This is a genomic window from Pelobacter propionicus DSM 2379, from assembly GCF_000015045.1.
GTDB lineage: Bacteria > Desulfobacterota > Desulfuromonadia > Geobacterales > Pseudopelobacteraceae > Pseudopelobacter > Pseudopelobacter propionicus.
On sequence record NC_008609.1, the window covers coordinates 95660 to 115720 of the forward strand.

Sequence of the window (20061 nt, forward strand, 5' to 3'; positions counted from 1 at the left end):
GCTCCTGTTGAATCGATCGGGAAACTGGGGTACCATCATGCCGGGAACTCTAGCAGCATGTTCCCGTTCCTGTCAAAACCAAAGAACGGATGAACCATGATCATTGCCTGCGCGCTGCTCTGCCTGCTCTGCCTCCCCCAGTCGGCCGATGCCTGGGGAGGGGGGATACACCTGCAGGTGGGGCTGCATATCCTCTCCCACCCGGAACTGCTGCCGGCCGGACTGGCCGCCCTGCTGGCTGCCCATCCCCTGGACTACCTGTACGGCAGCATCGCCGCCGACATCACCCTGGGAAAGAAGTACACCCACTACCTGCTCAACTGCCACCGTTGGAGCGTGGGCAACAAGGTGCTGCTGGTGGCCGGAAACGACGACCAGCAGGCCTGCGCCTACGGCTATCTCAGCCATCTGGCGGCGGATGTCATCGCCCACAACTACTACGTTCCCTACAAGATCATGCGCTCCTTTCCCGCGGCAACCATGAAGCACACCTACTGGGAGATGCGCTTCGAGACCTTCGTGGAGCAGCAGACCTGGGAACGGGCCAAGCAGGTCTGCAGGTACGACCAGAGCGCCAACGACGCCCTGCTGCGCAGCGTGGTCGCCCCGACCCTGTTCTCCTTCGGCACCAACAAGCGCATCTTCAACTCCATCATGCTCCTGTCCCGGCTGGAGAAGTGGCAGCAGGTCATGCGCCGCCTCTCGGCCGCTTCACGCTATGTGCTGGCGGAGGATGATCGGGACGAGTACATGACACTGGTTCAGGAGGGGGTGCTGGATTTTCTGCAACACCCCTGCGAGTCGATGCTCCTGCGGGCCGATCCCACCGGCGAGCGCGCCCTGGCCATGGCCGAGGCGTTCCGCGGGAATCTGCGCCTGCTCTATAAGGGGGGCAAGATGACACGGGCCGAGGGGATGGAGCAGGTGGAGTCACTGAAGCAGAGCCTGCGTCAGGCCCTGGAGCAACCGGAGCTGTTGGGAGAACTGCACAGCGGGTGAACGGGTGCCGCTGGGGCTGGTCTACTCTGTAATTACGAAGTTTACGCGTAAAAGCTTAAAACAATGCTGTAAATCAGGACTTTTCTCTGTTTTTCAATGGCCTGTTATAAATAACAAAAAAGAACTATGCTCTATTTTTATTACTTTTGTTATAGACAATTAGTTTTCGCGTTATCATAAAAACAAAACATGCAATTATGGTTGATTGTTCTAAATAATCATATAGATTGCCATAGTTTTTGAAATAAAATTCCATGCTCATAAAAAGACATGAAATAATACCGATTAGACAAAATGAGATATATATCAATGTTGATGTTTTGTCTTTGAAAAAATTCATATAAAACAAACCTATGATAGATGCTGATATTACAAATAATGATCCTCTCAATATGTCTATGAAACTCAGTGTTCCAAAGAACCATATTATTCCTATAAAGTTGGCAACCGCATAATATATAAGTATTGATCTTGAAAGTATGTTTAATAATGCATTAATTGCATTTGTTACAGCCATATTTTCTTTTTGCAGCGTCATATGCATCCTTTCCATATAGTTTTGTTGCTGTTCCATACGGTGGATTTGATCTAAACAATTTCGAGTCACATATTTTTTTACAATCATATCCGGCACATTTTTTTGCACATTTGTCATAACATTCGTCATGTTTTCGGCAAGCTTCCGGTGTTATATCTGGTATCCAAGTCGCTTCAACAGTTCCTTCTGCGCCACAAATTTTACCAAAAGGCCCTATTGGTTGATATTTTGATCCAGGCCAATATAGTGCACTATTGGCATAGTTGCTGATATTTGTAGGAAATGTTTTGCTATTCCAAAGTCCGAACGGATCTAATCGATTAATCGGATTATTTAAGACGTAAGCGTAAAGGTTCACATCCCCGCCAGCGAATGATATCGGATCCTTTTGGATGAACCTACCGATTTTGGGATCATAGTACCGTGCGCGGTAGTAGTACAGCCCGGTCTCCCGGTCCCACTCCCTTCCTGTGTACGAGAACGGCTGATCGATGTTCTCTCCCCGCTGATCAGGGTTGCCGAAGCTGTCGTAGTTGTATTCCTGTACCACGGTACCATGTCTGTCCGTAAGCGCCACGATGCTTCCCAGGCCGTCGGCATGGTAGTACCAACTCCTGTGGTCACTCATGGCCGCCAGTGGCTCGTCGATGTTCGGGCCATGGAGGTAGCTGATCGTCTCGGAACGGCCGGCATGGCGGTGCCTCTCTCGGGTCTCCCGAATCAGGTTCATCCCGTCGTACAGGTAACGGGTGATCCCCTCCTCTACGTCATGACCGCGTTCACCGGGACCGGTGATCTCGGTCCTCTTCTCGATTCTCCTGCCGAACGGGTCATAGGCGAAGCTCACGTTGACGGCGCCGTTCTCGGCTTTCACCAGCCGGTTCTCATAATCGAAGGTGTACTTCCAGGACGTACTTTGATGGCCGTGGTGGCCATGCTGATCGTTGTCCAGGCTTCGCTCGGCAAGGTTGCCGTTCTTGTCATACGTGAAGCTTGCCTGATCGTTCTTAAGCAGCTGGTTGCCGGTTCCATAACTGTAGCCGGTTTGCTGGTGGGGCCCGATAAGTCGGTTGCCGACGGGATCGTAGCTGTACTGTTCGTTATCTCTGCTGTTGTGGCGACGGCTCTGCTGTGCGTAAAGCAGACGATAGATGGCGTCATAGCCGTAGTTGGTGGTTGCGTTGGCTTCGGTTGTGCTCAGGCGGTTGCCGACCCGGTCCAGGGTATAGGAAAAGCTGTCGATTGTCCTGCCGTGCCTTGTTTTATGCTCCAGTTTCACCAGCCGTTCGGAGTTGTCGTAGCGGTAGCTTATGGTTGCTCCGTTGGGATAGCTGAGTTTCGTTCTCCTGCCCAGGTCGTTGTAGGTGATATCGAAGGTCCCCCGGGGCGAGACGATGGCGGTGAGGTGGTTGGCGGCGTCGTAGCGGTAGCTGATCCGCTCACCTTCGGGGGTGACCATGGTGGTACGGTTGCCGGCCGGGTCGTATTCGTACTTCAGGGTCCCATTGTTGGAGCCGGTGGACGAGAGCATCCTGTTGTTGGCGTCGTAGCTGAAGGCGTAGGAGATATGTTTGTTCGCGGCGGTGAGGATATTACCTCTGGCGTCGTAGCTGAAGCTCTCCACGCTCCCGTCTGGGTAGGTTTTTCTGAGCAGGCGGTTGTTGGCGTCGTAGGCATAGGTAGCGGTGCTGCCGTTGGCGTCGGTCCTGGCGGTGAGGTTGTCCCGGGAGTCGTAGCCGTAGCCGGTGACATTGCCGAGAGGGTCGGTCTCGCGGGCAAGGCGTCCGAGCTGGTCGTACTCGTACCCGGTCAGGTTGTTGTTGGCGTCGGTGAGGGAGGTAAGTTTGTCGTTGCCCCCGCCGCCGCAGGAGCCGCAGCCGCCGTAGGCAAGAGTTGTCGTGCTGCCGAGCGCATCCCTGATGGTCAGCGGTTTGTTTCTGAAGTTGTAGGTGTAGCTGGTGAGGTTGCCGTTCCCGTCAGTTACGGCGGTGCGGTTACCCAGGTTGTCGTAGGTGAATTTCGTGGTGGTTCCCAGGGGATCGGTGATGGCGACCAGGCGGTTCAGTGCATCGTAGGAGTAGGTGGTGATCTTGCCGTCCGGATCCTTCATGGTCAGCAGGTTACCCGATATGTCATGGCTGAAGCGGATAGTCTTTCCGTTCTGGTCGGTGATCGCGGCGATAGTGTTGTAGGTGTCATAAACGTAGCCGACCCTGTTGCCGCGCGGGTCGGTTACGCTTGTCAGGTTGCCGGCGGCATCGTAGGCGAACAGGTAGGCACCCCCCGTGGGATCTACGCTCCGCAGCAGGTTCCCTCTTTCATCGTAGCTGTTAATGGTGATGCGGCCATCCGGGTCGGTGATTGTCAGCACCCGGCCCAGGCTGTCGTAGGTGTAGCTGGTTGTGTTGCCCAGGGGATCAGTCACGGTGAGCGGGTTGTTGGCCGCGTCGTAAGTGTAGCGGGTCGTGTTTCCGTCCGGATCGGTGATGCTCAGCAGGTTGCCCTTGGCGTCGTAGCTCCGTCGTACGGTGTTGCCTAAGGGATCGGTTGTCGCCGTGGGGACGTTCAGGGTCGGGTCGTAGGCGTGGGTCCAGACGCTGCCGTCCTTCTCGGTGACGCTGCTGCTGCCCGTGGCATTGTAGCTGATGGTTTTTGTCCTGCCTTCGGCATCGGTGCTGCTGATGTTCCTGCCGGCGGCGTCATAGCCGTTTTCGCTGGTGTTGTTGCCGGGATCGGTTTTCCGGATCATCCTGCCGTATTCGTCATAAACGAACCGCCAGCTGGTGCCGGCCGGGTCGGTTACCGAGGTCAGTAGGTTGCCGCTGTAGGCAAAGCTGGTCATTCTGCCGGCCGGATCCTGGATGGCAATGATCCTGCCGTCGCTGGAGCCGATGGTGAGGTTGCGGCTGGTGGAGTCAGTGACGGTTGCGAGATCGTTCCCCGAATAAGCCAGGGTCGTCGTGTTGCCGTTCGCATCGCTTATGGCGGTGAGCTGGCCCGAGGCATTGAAGGTCTGGGTGAGGCCGTCCCTGAAGGTCCGGACGTAGCTTCCCTCGGTTGTTTTAACGATGTTGCTGGTGTCAGTGCTGGTGGATGCGGGAAGGTAGGTTGTGCCGGAAAGGACGAAGTCGAGAAAATCGCCGTCGGCAAGCTTCACCCGTAGGCCGCTGCTGGTCGTGGCGAGACTCAGGTTGAAGCTGTGGGTCCACCCCCTGCCGAGGGGAGTGTCCCCGGTTTCGAGGCTGTTGTAGGAGAGGTCGAGGCTCAGGCTCTCGGGCCTGGCAACGATGCTCTGGGAGTGGTAGTAGTTGCCGCTCTTCAGGTTGGCGGCGGACTCGGTGCAGGTCGCGTTGGCGGTGCCGGCGCCGAGATCTTTGGGTTTTTTGAGGGGAACCGGAGGTGATGAACAGGAAGATTCCGGGCCGTTGGTCCCATCCTGGCATTTCCATTCATACGTCGTGATCGAGCTGACCAGCTGAAGTTGTGAACCACTGCATGACACACCCGGTGGCGGGGGGCCGGTCCATACCAGGCACCCCCTCCCATTGGATGAAGCGCAGGTCCAAGCGCTGCCAACCTTTTTGATGTTGCCGCTGATCTCGACGGGATAGTATGAAGAAAAGATGCATCCCCACACCCAACTGCATCCCCCCGTGCATGGGCATCCGGAGCCCGCGCACGTGAACGAGGGGCACGTCTTGTAATCCGTTTGAACCCATCGTGACGTGCCGGCCATTCTTATTGTCTTGCGTGCGGTTTCTCCGCTGGAATCCCAAACGGTGATTGTTGCGCTGCCACACTGGCCCGATACCGTCACAACGCCGTTGTGGGTGATGCTCCCTTTGGTAATGCACCAGTAATAGGGGGCGCTTCCTCCTGTTGCAGAGTATTGTGAGCCATCGCTCGGCGCGTCGGGGCCGGTAATGGTCAGCGGATCGGCGAAACAGACGCCGCAGATTGAAATGAAAAAGACAATAGTGAATACCACGGTGTTGTTGAGTTTTGCGGGTTTCATCATGACCTCGTCATTATTCGCGTCTGGTTTTGTGCCCCCGTGTCGAACACTCAAACATGCTCACCCCGGATGGGGATTAGTTCATCACCATTTGTCACTCCAGCAACTCCGCTATCCACCAGATCCTGGACGGTAGCTTAGTGCCATACGGTTATTCGTGCGCAATTTTTAAGAAAAACAACATTTTTACGTTTTGTTAAATATTAAATAATTTGTTTGGATATAAATAATTGGCTTCATCATTGATGTCAAGGCAGTTATTCACGAAGGTCATTTTTCGGTGTCCTCACCGGCCTGAACGACAGGTTTTTCGGATAGGAAACAGGGGCCTTATTCTTGGATGGTTTTTTGCGGGATTCGCAGTCAAAAAACTGGTATCGGATGAAAGCATGGGGTGGGAGGCAAACTGAGTTTGGGAGGCTGTTCTCCCTGGGTAGATTGTGAGGATTGTTCGGACAAAACAGAACGCTGACGCCTTTCAGCCAATCCAGCGCTGTTCGCGGTGATATCAGAACCTGACGAAGCGGTTGCGGCCGCTGCGCTTGGCCTGGTAGAGCGCCTCGTCGGCCCGCTTGACCAGGGTTTCCGGCGAGTCGTCGGGCGCGAAACAGGCGATGCCCAGGCTGATGGTGACCCTGATGACCTTTTTCTGGAAAAGGTGTTCCATGTTTTCGATATGCGCCCTCAGATGTTCCGCCACGGTTTCGGCCGCGTCGCAGTCGGTTTCCGGAAGCAGGCAGCAGAACTCCTCCCCTCCGTAGCGGGCAAGGAAGTCGCTTTTCCTGATCATGGCCGCTGCCCCGGCGGCCACGTTTTTCAGCACCAGGTCACCCCCCTGGTGACCGTGGGTGTCATTCACCTTCTTGAAGAAGTCGATGTCGATCATCATCAGGCTGAACGGCCGCGAGTATCTGCCGTATCGGTCGCACTCCTCTTTCAGGCGCGATTCCAGGAACCTGCGGTTATAGACGCCGGTCAGGGCGTCGACGGTGTTCATCTCGATCAGCTTCTGCTCGTAGGTGGCCAGTTCGGTCACGTCCTGAACGATCAGGAACAGGCTGGTGATGGCGTTGTCTTCGTCCCGCAGTGGACCCATGGTGCAACTCTGCTGCATGAGGTCGAAGTGACAGCCGAAGTAACTGTCCGGCTTGAAGGGAAACAGGTAGCGGTGCAGCTTCTGGGAGAAGAAGGCGAAGTTGCCAAAGGAGAGAACCGCCATGCAGTTCTTGTTGAAGGTGGGGGTTTTCAGGTGCGGGAAAAAATCGAACAGCGACTGGTCAATGATTTTGTCGGCGGAGATACCGCTGCGCGTCGCCATCCAGCGATTCCAGTGGCACACCCGCATCTCCCGGTCCAGGATCACCAATCCGATGTTGACGGTATCGAAGATCTGGGTGAACTCCCTCTGCCTCATTCGTACTGCTCCATGAAAGCGGCCAGAGCCTTTTTCAGCCAGATGACCGAATCGTGGCTGGTCACCAGGAAGAGCAGTCCCTCCGTGTTGCGCTCATTGAAGCGGAACACCGTCTTCAGCACGATGGCCGTGGCATCGTCGTCAAAACTGTTTTCCGGAAAGGCGTCCTGGGGGGTGTTGTTGGTGATGACGCGGGGGGGCGAATAGGTGACCATGTCGCCCAGCAGTTCGGCCAGCTTGCCCACACAGGCGCCGATCAGGATGTTGCCCACCTCCATCAGGGTTTCTCTCTCCAGGGTGTCCAGGGAATAGCTGCCCATGACCTCGCTCTCCTCGCCGAAGATGGAGATCAGCTCCCTGCCGGCGTCGGCATGGAAGATCATGAAGGCGCTTCCCTTGAAATCACCCCAGAAATTCTGCTCCAGGATGCTGATCCTGTCGTAGTCGCTGACCTGTTCCGTGAGGTACTCGGGCAGTGTGCGGGCCTTGAAAACCTCCACCAGGGGGACGCTCAGGACGACGAAGATGTTGATCACCTCGGCCAGGTCGGCGGCCGCCTTGCCGAAGGCTATGTTCATGATCTCCTGAAGGATTTCCCGCTCATCGCTGGATAGTGCATCGTGGCAGACGTCCATGGGCTCAACCGATCTGCGCTTCGGCCTGGGCCAGCGCGTCCGCAATGGATTCCCTGGTGGGCGGTTTCTTGACAACCATCAAAGCCCCCAGTCCCAGTACGTTGGTGATGGATTTGACCTGGATGTCGGCGGTGCAGACGATGATCGTGGCGGCGGGGTCAAAACCCCTGATTTCCTCGGTGGCCTGCGCGCCATCCATGACCGGCATGGTCAGGTCCATGAAGGTGATATCCGGTTGGATGCGTTTGTAGGCCTCTACCCCCGCAGCTCCATCGCCCGCCTCGAACAGTTCATACTCACGCTCCTTGGGGATACAGCTCTTGAGCATCTTCCGGGAAATCGGCGAATCGTCGACGATGAGTATTTTGGAGATCATATCCGTGTTGTCCCTGTTCTGGGTGGGATGGGTATGGCATGTACCTGCCCTACCGGATTTGTGGAAGGGTCGCTGAAGACGCGCTCATTATTACCCGATTACGAGCCCACTGCATAGCACTTATTTGTGAGGGAGCGCACCGTTCCCCATGCCTGCGCAGAGCTGGTCGAGGATGACGTTGGCCAGTTCCTCCTTGGACATCAGCGGGCACTCCAGCCTGCGTCCGTCCCGGAAGAGCAGCAGTGCCCGGTTGGTTTCCACGTTGAAGCCGGCGTCGCTCTGGCTGACATCGTTGGCCACGATCATGTCCAGATTCTTCTCCTTGAGCTTGCCCGCGGCATAGGCCTCCAGGTTGTCCGTCTCGGCAGCGAACCCCACCAGGAAGGGGTGTTTCTCCAGGGAACCCAGCTCGGCCAGGATATCCGCGTTTCTGGTCAGATGGAGCGTCAGTTCGCCAGCCTTTTTCTTGACCTTGCTGGCCGTGCGCTCCAGCGGGCGGTAGTCGGCCACGGCGGCGGCCTTGATAACCGCGTCGCATTTGCCCACACGACCCATGACGGCCCTGCGCATCTCCTCGGCGCTGCTCACCGCCACCAGTTCCACTCCCGGTGGAGCGGGGATGTTGACCGGGCCGCTGACCAGGATCACCCGCGCGCCCCGGCGGGCTGCCGCGCGGGCGATGGCATAGCCCATCTTGCCCGAGGAGTGGTTGCTGATGTAGCGCACCGGGTCGATCTCCTCCCGGGTCGGGCCGGCTGTCACCATGATGGTCCGGCCGGCCAGGTCCCTGGCGGTCAGGGCCGACAGGGCGGCCTCGAAGATGGTTTCCGGCGCTGCCAGCTTGCCCTCACCCTCCCAGCCGCAGGCCAGGGCCCCCTTCTCCGGCGCGGCGAACAGATAGCCTAGCCGGCGCAGCTTGCGCTCATTTGCCCGGTAGATCGGGTTGGTGTACATGTTGACGTTCATGGCCGGGGCGATCAGCACCGGCGCCCTGGTGGCCATGACCGTGGTGCTGAGCATGTCGTCGGCGATGCCGCTCGCGATCTTGCCGATGCAGTTGGCGGTGGCCGGGGCGATCAGGAACAGGTCGGCCCGGTCGGCCAGGGAGATGTGGCCGATCTCCCGTTCGGCTATCAGGTTGAACAGCTCCGTATGCACCGCATTGGCGGACAGGGTCTGGAAGCTGAGCGGCGTGATGAACTCCTGGGCGGAACGGGTCATGATGACATGCACGTCGGCTCCCGCCTTGGTGAGCAGCCGCAGCAGCTCCACCGCCTTGTAGGCGGCGATTCCGCCGCTGACACCCAGGATGATCCGTTTGTCGTGGAGCATGCTCAAGGCCTCCTTGTCCCGTTGTGCGGGAAGCGAGTGTGGACTAGAAATAGGGGTTGTGGCGCTTTTCGTGGCCGATGGTGGTTTCCGGGCCATGGCCCGGGTAGGCCACGACATGGTCCGGCAAGGTAAAGAGCTTGGCGCGCACGGAATCCAGCAGTTGCTCGTGGGAGCCGCCCGGTAGGTCGGTGCGGCCGATGGAGTCGGCGAAGAGCGTATCGCCGGTGATGATCTTCTGCTCCGCTTCCAGATAGAAACAGCAGCCGCCCGGAGAGTGTCCCGGCGTGTGCAGGACGGTCATGGCCAGCTTGCCGAAGCTGATCTCCATGCCGTCCTCGAGGCATGTGTCCGGCTGGGGGGAATTTTCCCCCGGGATGCCGTAGGCCTTGGCGATGTCCGCGGCGCGGTCCAGCAGGGGGATGTCGGCCGCGTGAATCATCAGGTTGGCGCTGAAGCGCTCCTTGAGAGCACGGTTGGCGCCGATATGGTCGAAATGGCCGTGGGTGTTGATGATATGGGCGATGGTGAGTCCTTGCCGCTCAACAACGGCGATGATGTCCCGCGCATCTCCGCCGGCATCGATAACAACCCCCTGGCCGGTTTCCTCGCATCCCAGTATGAAACAGTTGACCCCCAGCGGGCCGACCTCCAAGCTTTCAAATATCATTGGCTGCTGCTCCTTGTGCCTGTGGTGTGAGTGGTGCGCCGCAGTGCCCGGTTGACACTGTTTGCGGGCTGGTATACATTTTTGAGCAGTATCGGAAGGGGCATGGTTGGTTGCCCTGTCCAGTGTGTCTGCGGGGAAAACGACTGAAACAAAGGAGAAAAGCTATGGAACGTTGGGTGTGCACCATCTGTCAGTATGTGTATGATCCGGCTGAAGGCGATCCGGATAATGGAGTGGCTGCGGGAACCCCCTTTGAATCCCTGCCAGCCGGCTGGAGTTGTCCGGTCTGCGGCGCCGGCAAGGATGCCTTCGAGAAACAGTAGCCGAATAGAGCAGAGTACCCCTTCACACCCCGCCTGACGCGGGGTTTTTTTGTGCCCGACAATGTGGGAACGGCCTGCTTCATTGCAGAACGGCACGGTTTCGCACGCTAGCAAAAGACATTTCCAAAGTCAAGATTGCAGCGCCGCCGGAAAACGGGCCTTTTCACCCCCTTGGACATTCTTCGGGTTCCAGGGCCGTGCCCCGGGGCACGGGTCCGCTTGCGCGGGACCCCATGGGCTGGATTGGGTGGCAACACCGCTTTACTATCGCTCTTTTCTTACATACATTCTTACTATTCGATGCAAAATGTGATAAGCACGGGAGGGGCTGTTTCCCGCCCACTCTCATTTCGGATAGCCGCGCCATGGCCTGTTGCCTGACCCGCCCCATAGCAGACGTTGCCCGCACCTGTTCAGCCTCTTGCACGCCCCCGGCATTGGCGGGCGACAGACCATGAACTGGCGACCGCGGAAGCGGAACTCCCTTGGTTCGTACCTGCTGCTGGCTGCCCTGATCTGCGCCGGCTTTGCCGGCAACTTCTTTGCGCCCCCCCTGTATCTCGGGTTCGGCTACCTGTTCGGCAGCATCTTCGTCCTGATGGTCCTGCGGCTGTTCGGGATCGGCTGGGGAGTGCTGGCCGGCCTGGTGGCCTCCTCGGCCACCATCCACACTTTCGGTCATCCCTATGCCATGGCCTGGCTTTGCGCCGAGCCGCTCTTCGTGGGCTGGCTGCTGGTTAAGGGCAGGACGCGCAACATCATCCTCTTTGATGCCGTGTACTGGCCCCTGGTGGGTGCGCCGCTGATCTGGTTCTTCTTCCGCTTTGTCATGCAGGTTGACGCAGCGGTCAGCCTGGCGGCCATGCTGCTGTTCTGGATAACCGGCATCACCAACGCCCTGCTGGCCAGCCTCCTGCAGACCCATCTGCCCAGCCTGGCACGGTTCGCCGTTCCGGAGTCGCGCCATCTGGTGCCGATCCATCAGCTGATATTCAACGTCCTGATGGCGGCGGTGCTGATCCCGGCCGTTGTCATACTGGTCATCCATGGCCGCAGCGTGGAGAGCAGCGCCCTGCGTGACCTGGAGTGCGATCTTGAGAAGAGCCTGCGGGCAGGCGTCCACGGGGTGGGGTTGAGGCTCCATGGCCAGGGGGCAAGCGCGGAGGAACTCAGGCGGATTCTTTTGGCCGCGCGCCACAAGCCGTTCAACCGGCTGACCCTGGTTGACGGGGAGGGGAGGGTCATCGTTGCCACGGACGACGGCGGGCCCGGGCGCGGGGAACTCTTCAGGGGCTGTCCGGAGGATGTGCCGAGCAGCGGGGGAAATGGCGGCCTTGCACACTGCACGGATGAGGTCTCTTCCGCGCAGCTGCCCGGAGAGCGCCATCGTTCCACCATCTTCAGCATTTCCATGGAGGTGGGACAGGGCAGCCGCCGGCGCATGATCGCCGAGACATCCTTTGCGCCCTACCAGCCGCTGCTGGTCAGCCAGTGCACCGGGGCGCTGGCGCTGGCACTGGGACTGAACATGCTGGCCCTGGCCATAGCCATGTACACGTCGCGCCGCCTGGCTGCTCCGCTGATGCACCTGTCCCGCATCACCACCGACCTGCCCGAGCGAATCCTGGATGGCACGGACGCTCCCCTGCCGGAGAGTACGGTGGCGGAGATCGACCGTCTGAGCAGCAATTTCAGGGCAATGTCCAATGCCCTGGCCGACAGGTTTCAGGAGATCACCCTCTACAGCGAAACCCTGGAAACGCGGGTCAGGGAGCGCACCAGGGAACTCATCCGCGCCAATGACAAGCTGGAGCGGGAGAACGTAGAGCGGACCCAGACCGAGCAGCAGCGCGACCAGCTCCTGGATGAGCTGGTCAACCAGCTCCGCTTCCTGCAGAAGATCATCGATGCCATACCCAATCCGATCTTCTACCGGGACCTGAATGGCGTGTATCAGGGGTGCAACCGTGCCTTCGAGGAGAACTGGGGCCTCTCCCGCGAGGAGATCGTGGGCAAGACCGTCCGGGACCTGTTTCCCGAGGAGACCGTCCGCATGCTCCAGTCGTCGGACCGTGACAGCCTGGGCAAGCTCGGCGCCGAGGTCATCGAGTCACAGCTCTGCTATGCCGATGGCAAGAACCATGAGGTGATCATCTACACGTCGACCTACGACGATACCAAAGGCAATCCGGCGGGTGTGGTGGGAAGCGTGGTGGACATCACCCTGCGCAAGAACGCCGAGGCCGAGCGGGATCGGCTGGTGGTAGAGTTGCAGCAGAAGAACAAGGAGCTGGAGGGAATCGTCTATGTGGCCTCCCACGACCTGCGCTCCCCGCTGGTGAACATCCAGGGTTTCAGCCGCAAGCTGCTCAAAAGCTGCGGGGAGCTGGAATCCCTGCTGGCGGGGGAGATGGATGACGAGCAGCGCCGGCGCCTGGAGTGGATCCTTAAGGAGAGCATTCCCAAGTCGCTGGGCTTTGTCACCGGCAGTGTGGAGAAGATGGATGCGATTCTCAAGGGGCTCTTGCGCCTCTCCCGCCTGGGACGGGCGGCGCTCTGTTTCGACACCCTTGACATGCAGTCGATTATGGAGAAAATAGCTGACTCAATGGCCTATCAGATCGATACGGCCGGGGCGCGCGTGGAGATCCAACGGCTCGGACCCTGCGTGGCGGATGCCGGCCAGATCTCCCAGGTATTCAGCAACCTGCTGGACAATGCCATCAAATACCGTTCGCCGGACCGCCCGCTTCACGTGCGCATCTCCAGCCAAGAGTTTGAGGAGGGGATACGCTACTGCGTTGAGGACAACGGCATCGGTATCCCCCGCGACCAGCAGGAGGCGATCTGGGAGATCTTCCACCGCCTGGACCCCGATTCCTGCCAGGGTGAGGGGTTGGGGCTGACCCTGGCCCGGCGGATCGTCGCCCGCCTGGGAGGCTCCATCTGGGTGGAGTCCACGGAGGGGGAGGGCTCCTGTTTTTACGTGGTGCTGCGGAAACCGGCGCAGCAGGTGTGATGCCCCGGTTCCGGGGCTTTGGTTGTCGACGTGCCGCCAGGGATCAGCTATCGCTCTGTCAGGGAGGTTTCACATGGGTTTCGGTAACAGGAAAGCGGTCACCATTCTGATCGCCGAGGATGATGACGGCCATGCCGAGCTGATCTGCGACAACCTGCTGGAGTCGGGGATCAACAATACTATGATCCGTTTCCGCAACGGCCAGGAAGCGCTGGATTTTTTCTTCGACACCTCCACCCCGGGCCCATCCTCCACCCCCCGGCGGGTGCCGGGGCAGGCCTACCTGCTGCTGCTGGACATCCGCATGCCCAGGGTGGGCGGCGTGGAGGTGCTCAGACAGATCAAGGCTGATCCCCAGCTGAAACACATGCCGGTGATCATGCTGACGACCACCGACGATCCCCGCGAGATCCAGAACTGCTATGCCCTGGGGTGCAGCTGCTATGTTACCAAGCCGGTGGATTACCAGCAGTTTTCCGAGATGCTCGTCCGGCTGGGCCTGTTTCTGATGGTGGTCCAGGTGCCGAGTCTGAACGGCGTCTAGGGAGGGACCCGTTCCCCCGTTGCCGCCCACGCTTCTCCTCCCTGGGAGGGAGGATTTCACGGCAGGGCTTTCCCTGCCATTTCCGGAGGAATACAGATTATGTGCGGTATCGTAGGATATATCGGCGGCCAGGCCGCCACCCCCATCATTCTGGAGGGGCTGAAAAAACTGGAGTACCGGGGGTACGACTCGGCCGGCATCGCCACCCTGGCGGACGGCGGCTCCGCCATCCGCCGCAGCGAGGGGAAGCTGGTCAACCTGGAGAACCTGCTGGCCGAGCAGCCGCTTTTGGGCTCCATCGGCATCGGCCACACCCGTTGGGCCACCCACGGCCGCCCTTCCGAGATCAACGCCCATCCCCACAGGGCCGGCTCCATCATCGTGGTGCACAACGGCATTATCGAGAACTACCTGCAGCTGCGCGAGGAGCTCAAAAAAGGGGGCCATACGTTCAGGAGCGAGACCGACACAGAGGTCATCTCCCACCTGATCGAGGATACCCTCACCCGGGAGCCGGATTTCGAGAAGGCCGTGAGAACGGCTCTCTCCCGCCTGGTGGGGGCCTATGCGGTCTGCATCTTGAACGAGTGGGAGCCGGGAACGCTGATCGCCGCCAAGCTCGGTTCTCCCCTGGTGGTGGGGCTGGGCACGGGTGAATTCTTCGTCGCCTCCGATATCCCCGCCATCCTGGCCCACACCCGCGAGATGGTCTTCATGGATGACGGCGAGATGGCCGTGTTCCGTGACGGGTCGGCCTCCTTCTCCACCATCCAAGGCTCCCCCCTGGACAAGAAGGCGCGCCACATCGACTGGTCGCCGCTGATGGCCGAGAAAGGGGGCTACCGGCACTTCATGCTCAAGGAGATCCACGAGCAGCCCCGGGCCGTGCGCGACACCATCGCCGGCCGGTTGCTGGAGGATAGCGGCGACGTGCACCTGGGGGACCTGAATTTCAACGACCAGCAGCTGAGCCGGATCAGGCGCATCGTCATCGTGGCCTGCGGTACCTCCTGGCACGCGGCGCTCCTGGGCAAGTTCTACCTGGAGGGGCGCTGCCGCATCCCGGTGGAGGTGGATATCGCCTCCGAGTTCCGCTACCGCGATCCGGTGATCGATGGTTCCACCCTGATGATGGTCATCTCCCAGTCCGGCGAGACCGCCGATACCCTGGCTGCCCTGCGCGAGGCCAAGTCCCGGGGCGCCATGGCCATGGCCATCTGCAACGTGGTGGACTCCTCCATCGCCCGCGAGGCGGGCAACGTGATCTACACCCATGCCGGCCCGGAGATCGGCGTGGCCTCCACCAAGGCCTTCGTCACCCAGCTGACGGCCCTGTACCTGTTCACCATCCGTCTGGGCCGCAGCATTGGTAGTATCGACGCCGAAACCGGAAAGGCGATGCTGGCCTCCCTCAAGCGGGTGCCATCCCTGCTGGAAGAGGTGCTCAAGCTGAACGGGTGCACCGAGAAGATCGCCCGCAAGTACATGAACGCCCGTGACTTCCTCTACCTGGGGCGTGGCAAGAACTACCCCATCGCCCTGGAGGGGGCGCTCAAGCTGAAGGAGATCTCCTACATCCATGCCGAGGGATACCCGGCAGGCGAGATGAAGCACGGCCCCATCGCCCTGATCGACGAGGATATGCCGGTGGTGGTGCTGGCGCCGCGCAACAGTGCCTTCGAGAAGACCCTCTCCAACATGGAGGAGGTGATTGCCCGCAGCGGTCGGGTGATCGCGCTCTGCAGCGCCGGTGATGATGAGGTGAGCGGGAGGGCCGAGGATGTCATCCAGATTCCCCGTCTGGACGAGGACATGGACCCGCTGCTGCTCTCCGTGCCGCTGCAGCTTCTGGCCTACCATGTGGCGGTGCTCAAGGGTACCGACGTTGACCAGCCGCGCAACCTGGCCAAATCGGTGACGGTTGAGTAGGCCGGGAGGAATCGTTGGTGCTGGTGATTCGCCACAATAACGTGGAAACTGAAATGGCTGCCGGAGTATTGGCAGCCATTTTCCGTGTGGCACCGCCTATTTCATGGAGGCCTTGATCTTTTTCATCTCCGCCACCACCGCTTCATGGAAGAAGCAGTCCGCGTACGCGTTCCAGTCGAATGTGGCAGCGCTCTTTCTGATGTATTCCGCCACCTGCCGCTTCTCCACCTGCTTCAGCATGATAAACGCCCTTCCGGGGGTGTCGATCAGGCTGCGAACCTTGGCTTTTGCCTTGTCCAGCAGCACCTGGCCGTCCGCCACCAGTTCGTCCACGATCCCCTTTTGCAGGGCAACTTCCGGGCTGATCTGGCTGCCGGAAAACAGCAGCTCGCGGTAGTTTTTGTCGCTACCCAGCCCGAACTTCATGATCTCGGCCTCGCTGTTGCTCAAGGGGATGCCGATGTTGATCTCCGGCATGCCGATCCTGATCCTGGGGTTGTCGATGGCTATGCGGTAGTCCGCTGTCATGGCCACGATCAGCCCTGCAGCCATGGCATGGCCGTTGATGGCGGCCACCACCGGCTTTTTACAGGTGAACAGGTCGTACATCAGCGCCTCCCTGGTCTTGCTCCAGGTCAGGCACTCGTCCCGGTCCCTGAAGGAGATAAAGGTTCCCAGTTCGTAGCCGCTGGAGAAGATACGCCCCTGTCCCGACAGGATGATCCCCTTCACCCCGTCGTTGGCGTTGGCGCAGCCGATGACCTCGTGCAGCCCGTCCAGGACCTCGGGTGAGATGGCATTGTAGCCGTTGTTGTCGAAGGTGAAGCGGATGATCCCCTCATCGAATGACGTGTCGAAAGCCATGCTCTTGTCTCCTCCTGTTTCTGGTATGCTTGAGCCGGTCACCCCCCTGACCAGGGATGCGCTTTCCGTCGGAGCCTGCTATCGGAACGCGAGCGAGCCCGGCTGGTATAGTGATCTTCGCCGGCTTTTACTTCAAGTCTTTTTCATCAAACCTGCGCCCGCCCGACCACATCCCCATCACACGATTCCTTTGCCGTACCGGTTTTGTCCGGCTCCCGGGGGTGACCACCAATTTTGTCTGGCGCGAGACCGCAGTGAAGGAGGGGAATTGAGAAAACACCTGGGAACAATAAGGGTATTTTCGGGTATGTATATGGGTAATACCAGTTGTGTTTATGGGTGTTTTTGGGTATTGTTTCGGGTGGGAGTGTACACCTATGATCAGGGCCTCATCAGTCAGCATTACTAGCCAGGTACTGAACCTTATCGCCGAACTTGACGAATTCAAGGGGCGCTGGGACATGCTCGGCCGTCTGGCGCCGGACAAACTCACCTCGCTCAAGCGCGTGGCAACCATTGAATCCGTGGGATCATCAACCAGGATCGAGGGAGCCAGGCTGTCCGATCTTCAGGTAGAGGCGTTATTGGCGAATCTGGAAATGCGCTCGTTCCGTTCCCGTGACGAAGAGGAGGTTGCCGGTTACGCCGAGGCGATGAATACGATCCATGATTCATGGGAGCATATCCCCTTTACCGAGAATCATATCAAGCAGCTCCACGGCATTACCCTGAAGTACAGCAGCAAAGATACCGCCCACCGGGGGGAGTACAAGACTCTGTCTAATAACGTGGAGGCCTTTGATGCCGACGGCAGGAGCCTCGGCGTAATTTTCGAGACGGCATCCCCTTTCGACACACCGCGACTGATGGCGGAACTGGTCAGTGGAACCGTGACCGCCCTGCGGGAAAGAGAGCTGCACCCTCTGCTGGTGATCGGTGCATTTGTCGTCCATTTTCTGGCCATCCATCCATTCCAGGACGGCAATGGCCGCCTTTCCCGTGTCCTGACCACCCTGCTGCTCCTGCAGAGTGGCTACCGTCATGTGCCGTACAGTTCACTGGAGCGGATCGTGGAGGAAAACAAGGATGGTTATTACCGGGCGCTGCGGGCATCGCAGAAGCAGATCCGCAGTGAAAAAGAAATTCTGGATGACTGGCTGCACTTCTTCCTGACCAGCCTGAAAAAGCAGAAAGACGTCCTGCTTGGCAAGATCGAGCGCGAACAGTTGCTGGAGAAGCTGGCGCCGCTGGAGGAAAAGATACTGGCCATCGCCAGGGAGCGTGGCAGGATCACCATTGCCGATGCCGTAACTCTCCTGGCCGCCAATCGCAATACGGTCAAGCTGCATCTGCGCCAGCTGGTTCAGCGGGGATATCTGGAGCAGCATGGTACTGGCAAGGGGACGTGGTATTCGGTGGGGAGATAGGTTGGTTGAGACAACGAAGGCGGCCGATTGGCCGCCTTTATTGTCTGCGCAACTACGTAAATCCAACGAGTTATCTCTCTCGTATTTTTGTACATGGCGCAATCACATTAGCAGTTTCGTTAGCATAAAATGGGCTCCAATCAAAGCATAAAAATGTGTCTTATGACAAACTCTGAGGTGAAGCCGTTACAGTCTATTGGGTTTTGAATCGTTGGCGGCCAGCAACCCATCGCGAATTCCGATTAGCGCCAATCTTCAGTCATGGGCAATCGGACGTATTCTGTCATGGTCATGGTGTAAAGTGTCATGGAAAGATTCTAGAAGCAGGGGGGTTAGCTTATGCGCGCTGCTACGTATCTGCTACACCGGGACTCCGCCGAGTTACTCCTCCGTTTCTTGCTTTTTGTCGTCCAACACCAGGCTGACCGGCTTGACCGGTCGAGCCGTGAGTTGGACATCATCTTCAAATCTTCACTGCCTACTCACGCCTCCATGTCAGGTGGCAGGGGGGTCTGATACGCTCCTCTCATAGAAAAAATTTGTCGCGTAATTTTTGCCCCACCGGATCCAATTTTGCCAAGGCATACGACTTTCCGTCCTTCAGGTCGTGCAGGAATTGTCCGTACGAGAAGTGCTTGTATATCCGCAGCCGCTCCAGATCCGTGCCCATTTCCTCCTTGACCGTTGTTACGAACGGACGAAAAATACCTTCCTCGCTCAGTTCCTCGGTCCCGAGAATCCATAGCGGACACTGCAGGAGCTTTGCTAAGCGCACCGTGGCCCGGGCGATCTCCTGTTGAGTCTCCTTCAGGAGGTCGCCGGGCAGACACAGCTTCTTAAGGTCTGCTGTTGCCTTGGTATGGATGGGGGGTCTTGTTGAGGACTAGAACTCGGTCGCGGAAACTGTCGAGCTTGAGAAGCTCTTCGTGGAAATATTTAGCTATTTTCCCTGCTGACCCGAGGAGGTATTGTCCGGCAGCTTGTTCCTCTTTTCCAGGATTATCGGCGACGAGGATGTGCCGGATGTCCTGAGGAATTCGACCCAGATTCGTATTGAAGACGATGGGGCTTATAATATCGTGGCTGTAGTGAAGTTTCTCCAGCTCTTTAAGAACTTGGTCCCCATAGCGCAACCCCCAGTTGGTCATTGTATCTTTCAGTTCGGAGATCAGTTGCTGGTAGTTCCGTAGTACCTCAGGAGAATAGCCTGTATTTGGAGAAATCATGCTCATGGCCTCTTTCTACTAGTACTCAAAGCCGTTTAAAGACGAATAATCGCATCCGTTTTGGTGTTGTAAATCCAGGCTTCGCCATCGTATGTGTCCAAGTTAATCCAGGTCTCTCCACGAATCGGTTCAACATCGGGGCTGTGACCAAAGATTTGACGGACGAGCGGGGAAGGTAGTCGCTGTTCCCCTCCAGCATCGTGCCAAAAAATCCCGCCAAATTCCTGGTAGCCTCCACGACAGACAGGAATTTGGAACAGCGGGCCTTTCCCATATCGCGTCCCTCCTCGCAGGATGTCAGGATCTGCCACTACTAACTCACGCTCGAACTCCACGCACAGCCATTCGGCTATAGCTTCTGCACCCCCAGCGATAACACTTGTGGGAATTAGCTTTGCCAACTTGGGACTTACACCAGCGTGGGTACAGAGCCAACCATCGGCTGCATAAGCCGCAGCAAATTTGCTTCTGGCAGTTTGGTATCGGTCACGAAAGGCCATCTCGCTGAAGTTGCCGTAACACCGCCATGGCCGTTCTGGCAGGTAGGCCAAGTCATGGTTGCCCCACAGGAGAATAGTGGGCGAATTCAAGAGCAGATCTAGGCAGGCCACTTCCTCTTCAAACGTAAGCTTGTTCCGGCCCCTACTATCGACTATGTCTCCAAGACATACATGCTGCTCTTGAGGCTCATAGGCTAGGAATTTCTGCACATTGAGGATGCTGCCGTGAATATCACTTATGATAACTGCCATA

The 20061-nt window shown here is 58.3% G+C and carries 16 protein-coding genes; 6 read left to right on the plus strand and 10 right to left on the minus strand.

Features of this window, described 5'->3' with window-relative positions; all coding sequences use genetic code 11:
- Positions 1 to 96: 96 nt before the first annotated feature.
- Positions 97 to 999 (plus strand): zinc dependent phospholipase C family protein, encoded by a 903-nt coding sequence (locus tag PPRO_RS00420; protein WP_011734038.1) that lies wholly within the window; start codon positions 97 to 99, stop codon positions 997 to 999.
- Between the two features lie 494 nt (positions 1000 to 1493).
- Here the strand turns inward: PPRO_RS00420 and PPRO_RS00425 are convergent, their stop codons facing one another.
- From PPRO_RS00425 to PPRO_RS00450, 6 genes are all read right to left on the minus strand, one after another.
- The gene (locus tag PPRO_RS00425) at positions 1494 to 5555 is read right to left on the minus strand and encodes an RHS repeat-associated core domain-containing protein (RefSeq protein ID WP_083761159.1); all 4062 of its coding nucleotides are present in this window, start codon (positions 5553 to 5555) and stop codon (positions 1494 to 1496) included.
- Between the two features lie 505 nt (positions 5556 to 6060).
- Positions 6061 to 6966, minus strand: a complete 906-nt coding sequence (locus PPRO_RS00430) for a sensor domain-containing diguanylate cyclase (protein ID WP_011734040.1) — start codon at positions 6964 to 6966, stop codon at positions 6061 to 6063.
- The gene (locus PPRO_RS00435) at positions 6963 to 7544 is read right to left on the minus strand and encodes a chemotaxis protein CheC (protein WP_198138309.1); all 582 of its coding nucleotides are present in this window, start codon (positions 7542 to 7544) and stop codon (positions 6963 to 6965) included. Before PPRO_RS00435 ends, PPRO_RS00430 begins: the two co-directional genes overlap by 4 nt.
- 61 nt (positions 7545 to 7605) lie before the next feature.
- Positions 7606 to 7977, minus strand: coding sequence for a response regulator (locus PPRO_RS00440; RefSeq protein WP_011734042.1), 372 nt, complete (start codon positions 7975 to 7977; stop codon positions 7606 to 7608).
- 120 nt (positions 7978 to 8097) lie between these two features.
- Complete coding sequence (coaBC, locus tag PPRO_RS00445; protein WP_011734043.1) at positions 8098 to 9309, minus strand: bifunctional phosphopantothenoylcysteine decarboxylase/phosphopantothenate--cysteine ligase CoaBC; 1212 nt, start codon at positions 9307 to 9309, stop codon at positions 8098 to 8100.
- 43 nt (positions 9310 to 9352) lie between these two features.
- Positions 9353 to 9976 (minus strand): MBL fold metallo-hydrolase, encoded by a 624-nt coding sequence (locus tag PPRO_RS00450; protein ID WP_011734044.1) that lies wholly within the window; start codon positions 9974 to 9976, stop codon positions 9353 to 9355.
- Positions 9977 to 10140: 164 nt separating this feature from the next.
- On the opposite strand from PPRO_RS00450, the gene rd reads away from it, so the two are divergent.
- From rd to glmS, 4 genes are all read left to right on the plus strand, one after another.
- On the plus strand, positions 10141 to 10299 hold the full coding sequence (rd, locus tag PPRO_RS00455) for a rubredoxin (RefSeq protein WP_011734045.1): 159 nt from the start codon (positions 10141 to 10143) through the stop codon (positions 10297 to 10299).
- Positions 10300 to 10753: 454 nt separating this feature from the next.
- On the plus strand, positions 10754 to 13318 hold the full coding sequence (locus PPRO_RS19190; RefSeq protein WP_011734046.1) for an ATP-binding protein: 2565 nt from the start codon (positions 10754 to 10756) through the stop codon (positions 13316 to 13318).
- Between the two features lie 73 nt (positions 13319 to 13391).
- Positions 13392 to 13862 carry a response regulator gene (locus tag PPRO_RS00465; protein ID WP_011734047.1) on the plus strand — a complete coding sequence of 157 codons (471 nt, stop codon included), beginning with the start codon at positions 13392 to 13394 and terminating at the stop codon, positions 13860 to 13862.
- 99 nt (positions 13863 to 13961) lie between these two features.
- Positions 13962 to 15791 (plus strand): glutamine--fructose-6-phosphate transaminase (isomerizing), encoded by a 1830-nt coding sequence (gene glmS, locus PPRO_RS00470; protein ID WP_011734048.1) that lies wholly within the window; start codon positions 13962 to 13964, stop codon positions 15789 to 15791.
- Between the two features lie 96 nt (positions 15792 to 15887).
- Here the strand turns inward: glmS and PPRO_RS00475 are convergent, their stop codons facing one another.
- Positions 15888 to 16655 carry an enoyl-CoA hydratase/isomerase family protein gene (locus tag PPRO_RS00475; RefSeq protein ID WP_011734049.1) on the minus strand — a complete coding sequence of 256 codons (768 nt, stop codon included), beginning with the start codon at positions 16653 to 16655 and terminating at the stop codon, positions 15888 to 15890.
- 377 nt (positions 16656 to 17032) lie between these two features.
- Between PPRO_RS00475 and PPRO_RS00480 the strand changes: the two genes are divergently transcribed.
- Positions 17033 to 18082, plus strand: coding sequence for a Fic family protein (locus PPRO_RS00480; RefSeq protein ID WP_011734050.1), 1050 nt, complete (start codon positions 17033 to 17035; stop codon positions 18080 to 18082).
- A 526-nt stretch (positions 18083 to 18608) separates the two neighbouring features.
- Here the strand turns inward: PPRO_RS00480 and PPRO_RS21130 are convergent.
- From PPRO_RS21130 to PPRO_RS00495, 3 genes are all read right to left on the minus strand, one after another.
- Complete coding sequence (locus PPRO_RS21130) at positions 18609 to 18752, minus strand: hypothetical protein (protein ID WP_198138310.1); 144 nt, start codon at positions 18750 to 18752, stop codon at positions 18609 to 18611.
- Between the two features lie 166 nt (positions 18753 to 18918).
- Complete coding sequence (locus PPRO_RS00490) at positions 18919 to 19314, minus strand: hypothetical protein (RefSeq protein ID WP_011734052.1); 396 nt, start codon at positions 19312 to 19314, stop codon at positions 18919 to 18921.
- Between the two features lie 29 nt (positions 19315 to 19343).
- Positions 19344 to 20060, minus strand: a complete 717-nt coding sequence (locus tag PPRO_RS00495; RefSeq protein ID WP_011734053.1) for a metallophosphoesterase — start codon at positions 20058 to 20060, stop codon at positions 19344 to 19346.
- Position 20061 lies beyond the last annotated feature (1 nt).

Coding starts and splice junctions, on each gene's coding strand:
- PPRO_RS00450 (WP_011734044.1), bottom strand. CDS start 9,976: ATGATATTTGAAAGCTTGGAGGTCGGCCCGCTGGGGGTCAACTGTTTC.
- PPRO_RS21130 (WP_198138310.1), bottom strand. CDS start 18,752: ATGGGCACGGATCTGGAGCGGCTGCGGATATACAAGCACTTCTCGTAC.
- PPRO_RS00480 (WP_011734050.1), top strand. CDS start 17,033: ATGATCAGGGCCTCATCAGTCAGCATTACTAGCCAGGTACTGAACCTT.
- PPRO_RS00430 (WP_011734040.1), bottom strand. CDS start 6,966: ATGAGGCAGAGGGAGTTCACCCAGATCTTCGATACCGTCAACATCGGA.
- PPRO_RS00495 (WP_011734053.1), bottom strand. CDS start 20,060: ATGGCAGTTATCATAAGTGATATTCACGGCAGCATCCTCAATGTGCAG.
- PPRO_RS00490 (WP_011734052.1), bottom strand. CDS start 19,314: ATGAGCATGATTTCTCCAAATACAGGCTATTCTCCTGAGGTACTACGG.
- PPRO_RS00440 (WP_011734042.1), bottom strand. CDS start 7,977: ATGATCTCCAAAATACTCATCGTCGACGATTCGCCGATTTCCCGGAAG.
- rd (WP_011734045.1), top strand. CDS start 10,141: ATGGAACGTTGGGTGTGCACCATCTGTCAGTATGTGTATGATCCGGCT.
- PPRO_RS00475 (WP_011734049.1), bottom strand. CDS start 16,655: ATGGCTTTCGACACGTCATTCGATGAGGGGATCATCCGCTTCACCTTC.
- PPRO_RS19190 (WP_011734046.1), top strand. CDS start 10,754: ATGAACTGGCGACCGCGGAAGCGGAACTCCCTTGGTTCGTACCTGCTG.
- coaBC (WP_011734043.1), bottom strand. CDS start 9,309: ATGCTCCACGACAAACGGATCATCCTGGGTGTCAGCGGCGGAATCGCC.
- PPRO_RS00465 (WP_011734047.1), top strand. CDS start 13,392: ATGGGTTTCGGTAACAGGAAAGCGGTCACCATTCTGATCGCCGAGGAT.
- PPRO_RS00435 (WP_198138309.1), bottom strand. CDS start 7,544: ATGAACATAGCCTTCGGCAAGGCGGCCGCCGACCTGGCCGAGGTGATC.
- PPRO_RS00420 (WP_011734038.1), top strand. CDS start 97: ATGATCATTGCCTGCGCGCTGCTCTGCCTGCTCTGCCTCCCCCAGTCG.
- PPRO_RS00425 (WP_083761159.1), bottom strand. CDS start 5,555: ATGATGAAACCCGCAAAACTCAACAACACCGTGGTATTCACTATTGTC.
- glmS (WP_011734048.1), top strand. CDS start 13,962: ATGTGCGGTATCGTAGGATATATCGGCGGCCAGGCCGCCACCCCCATC.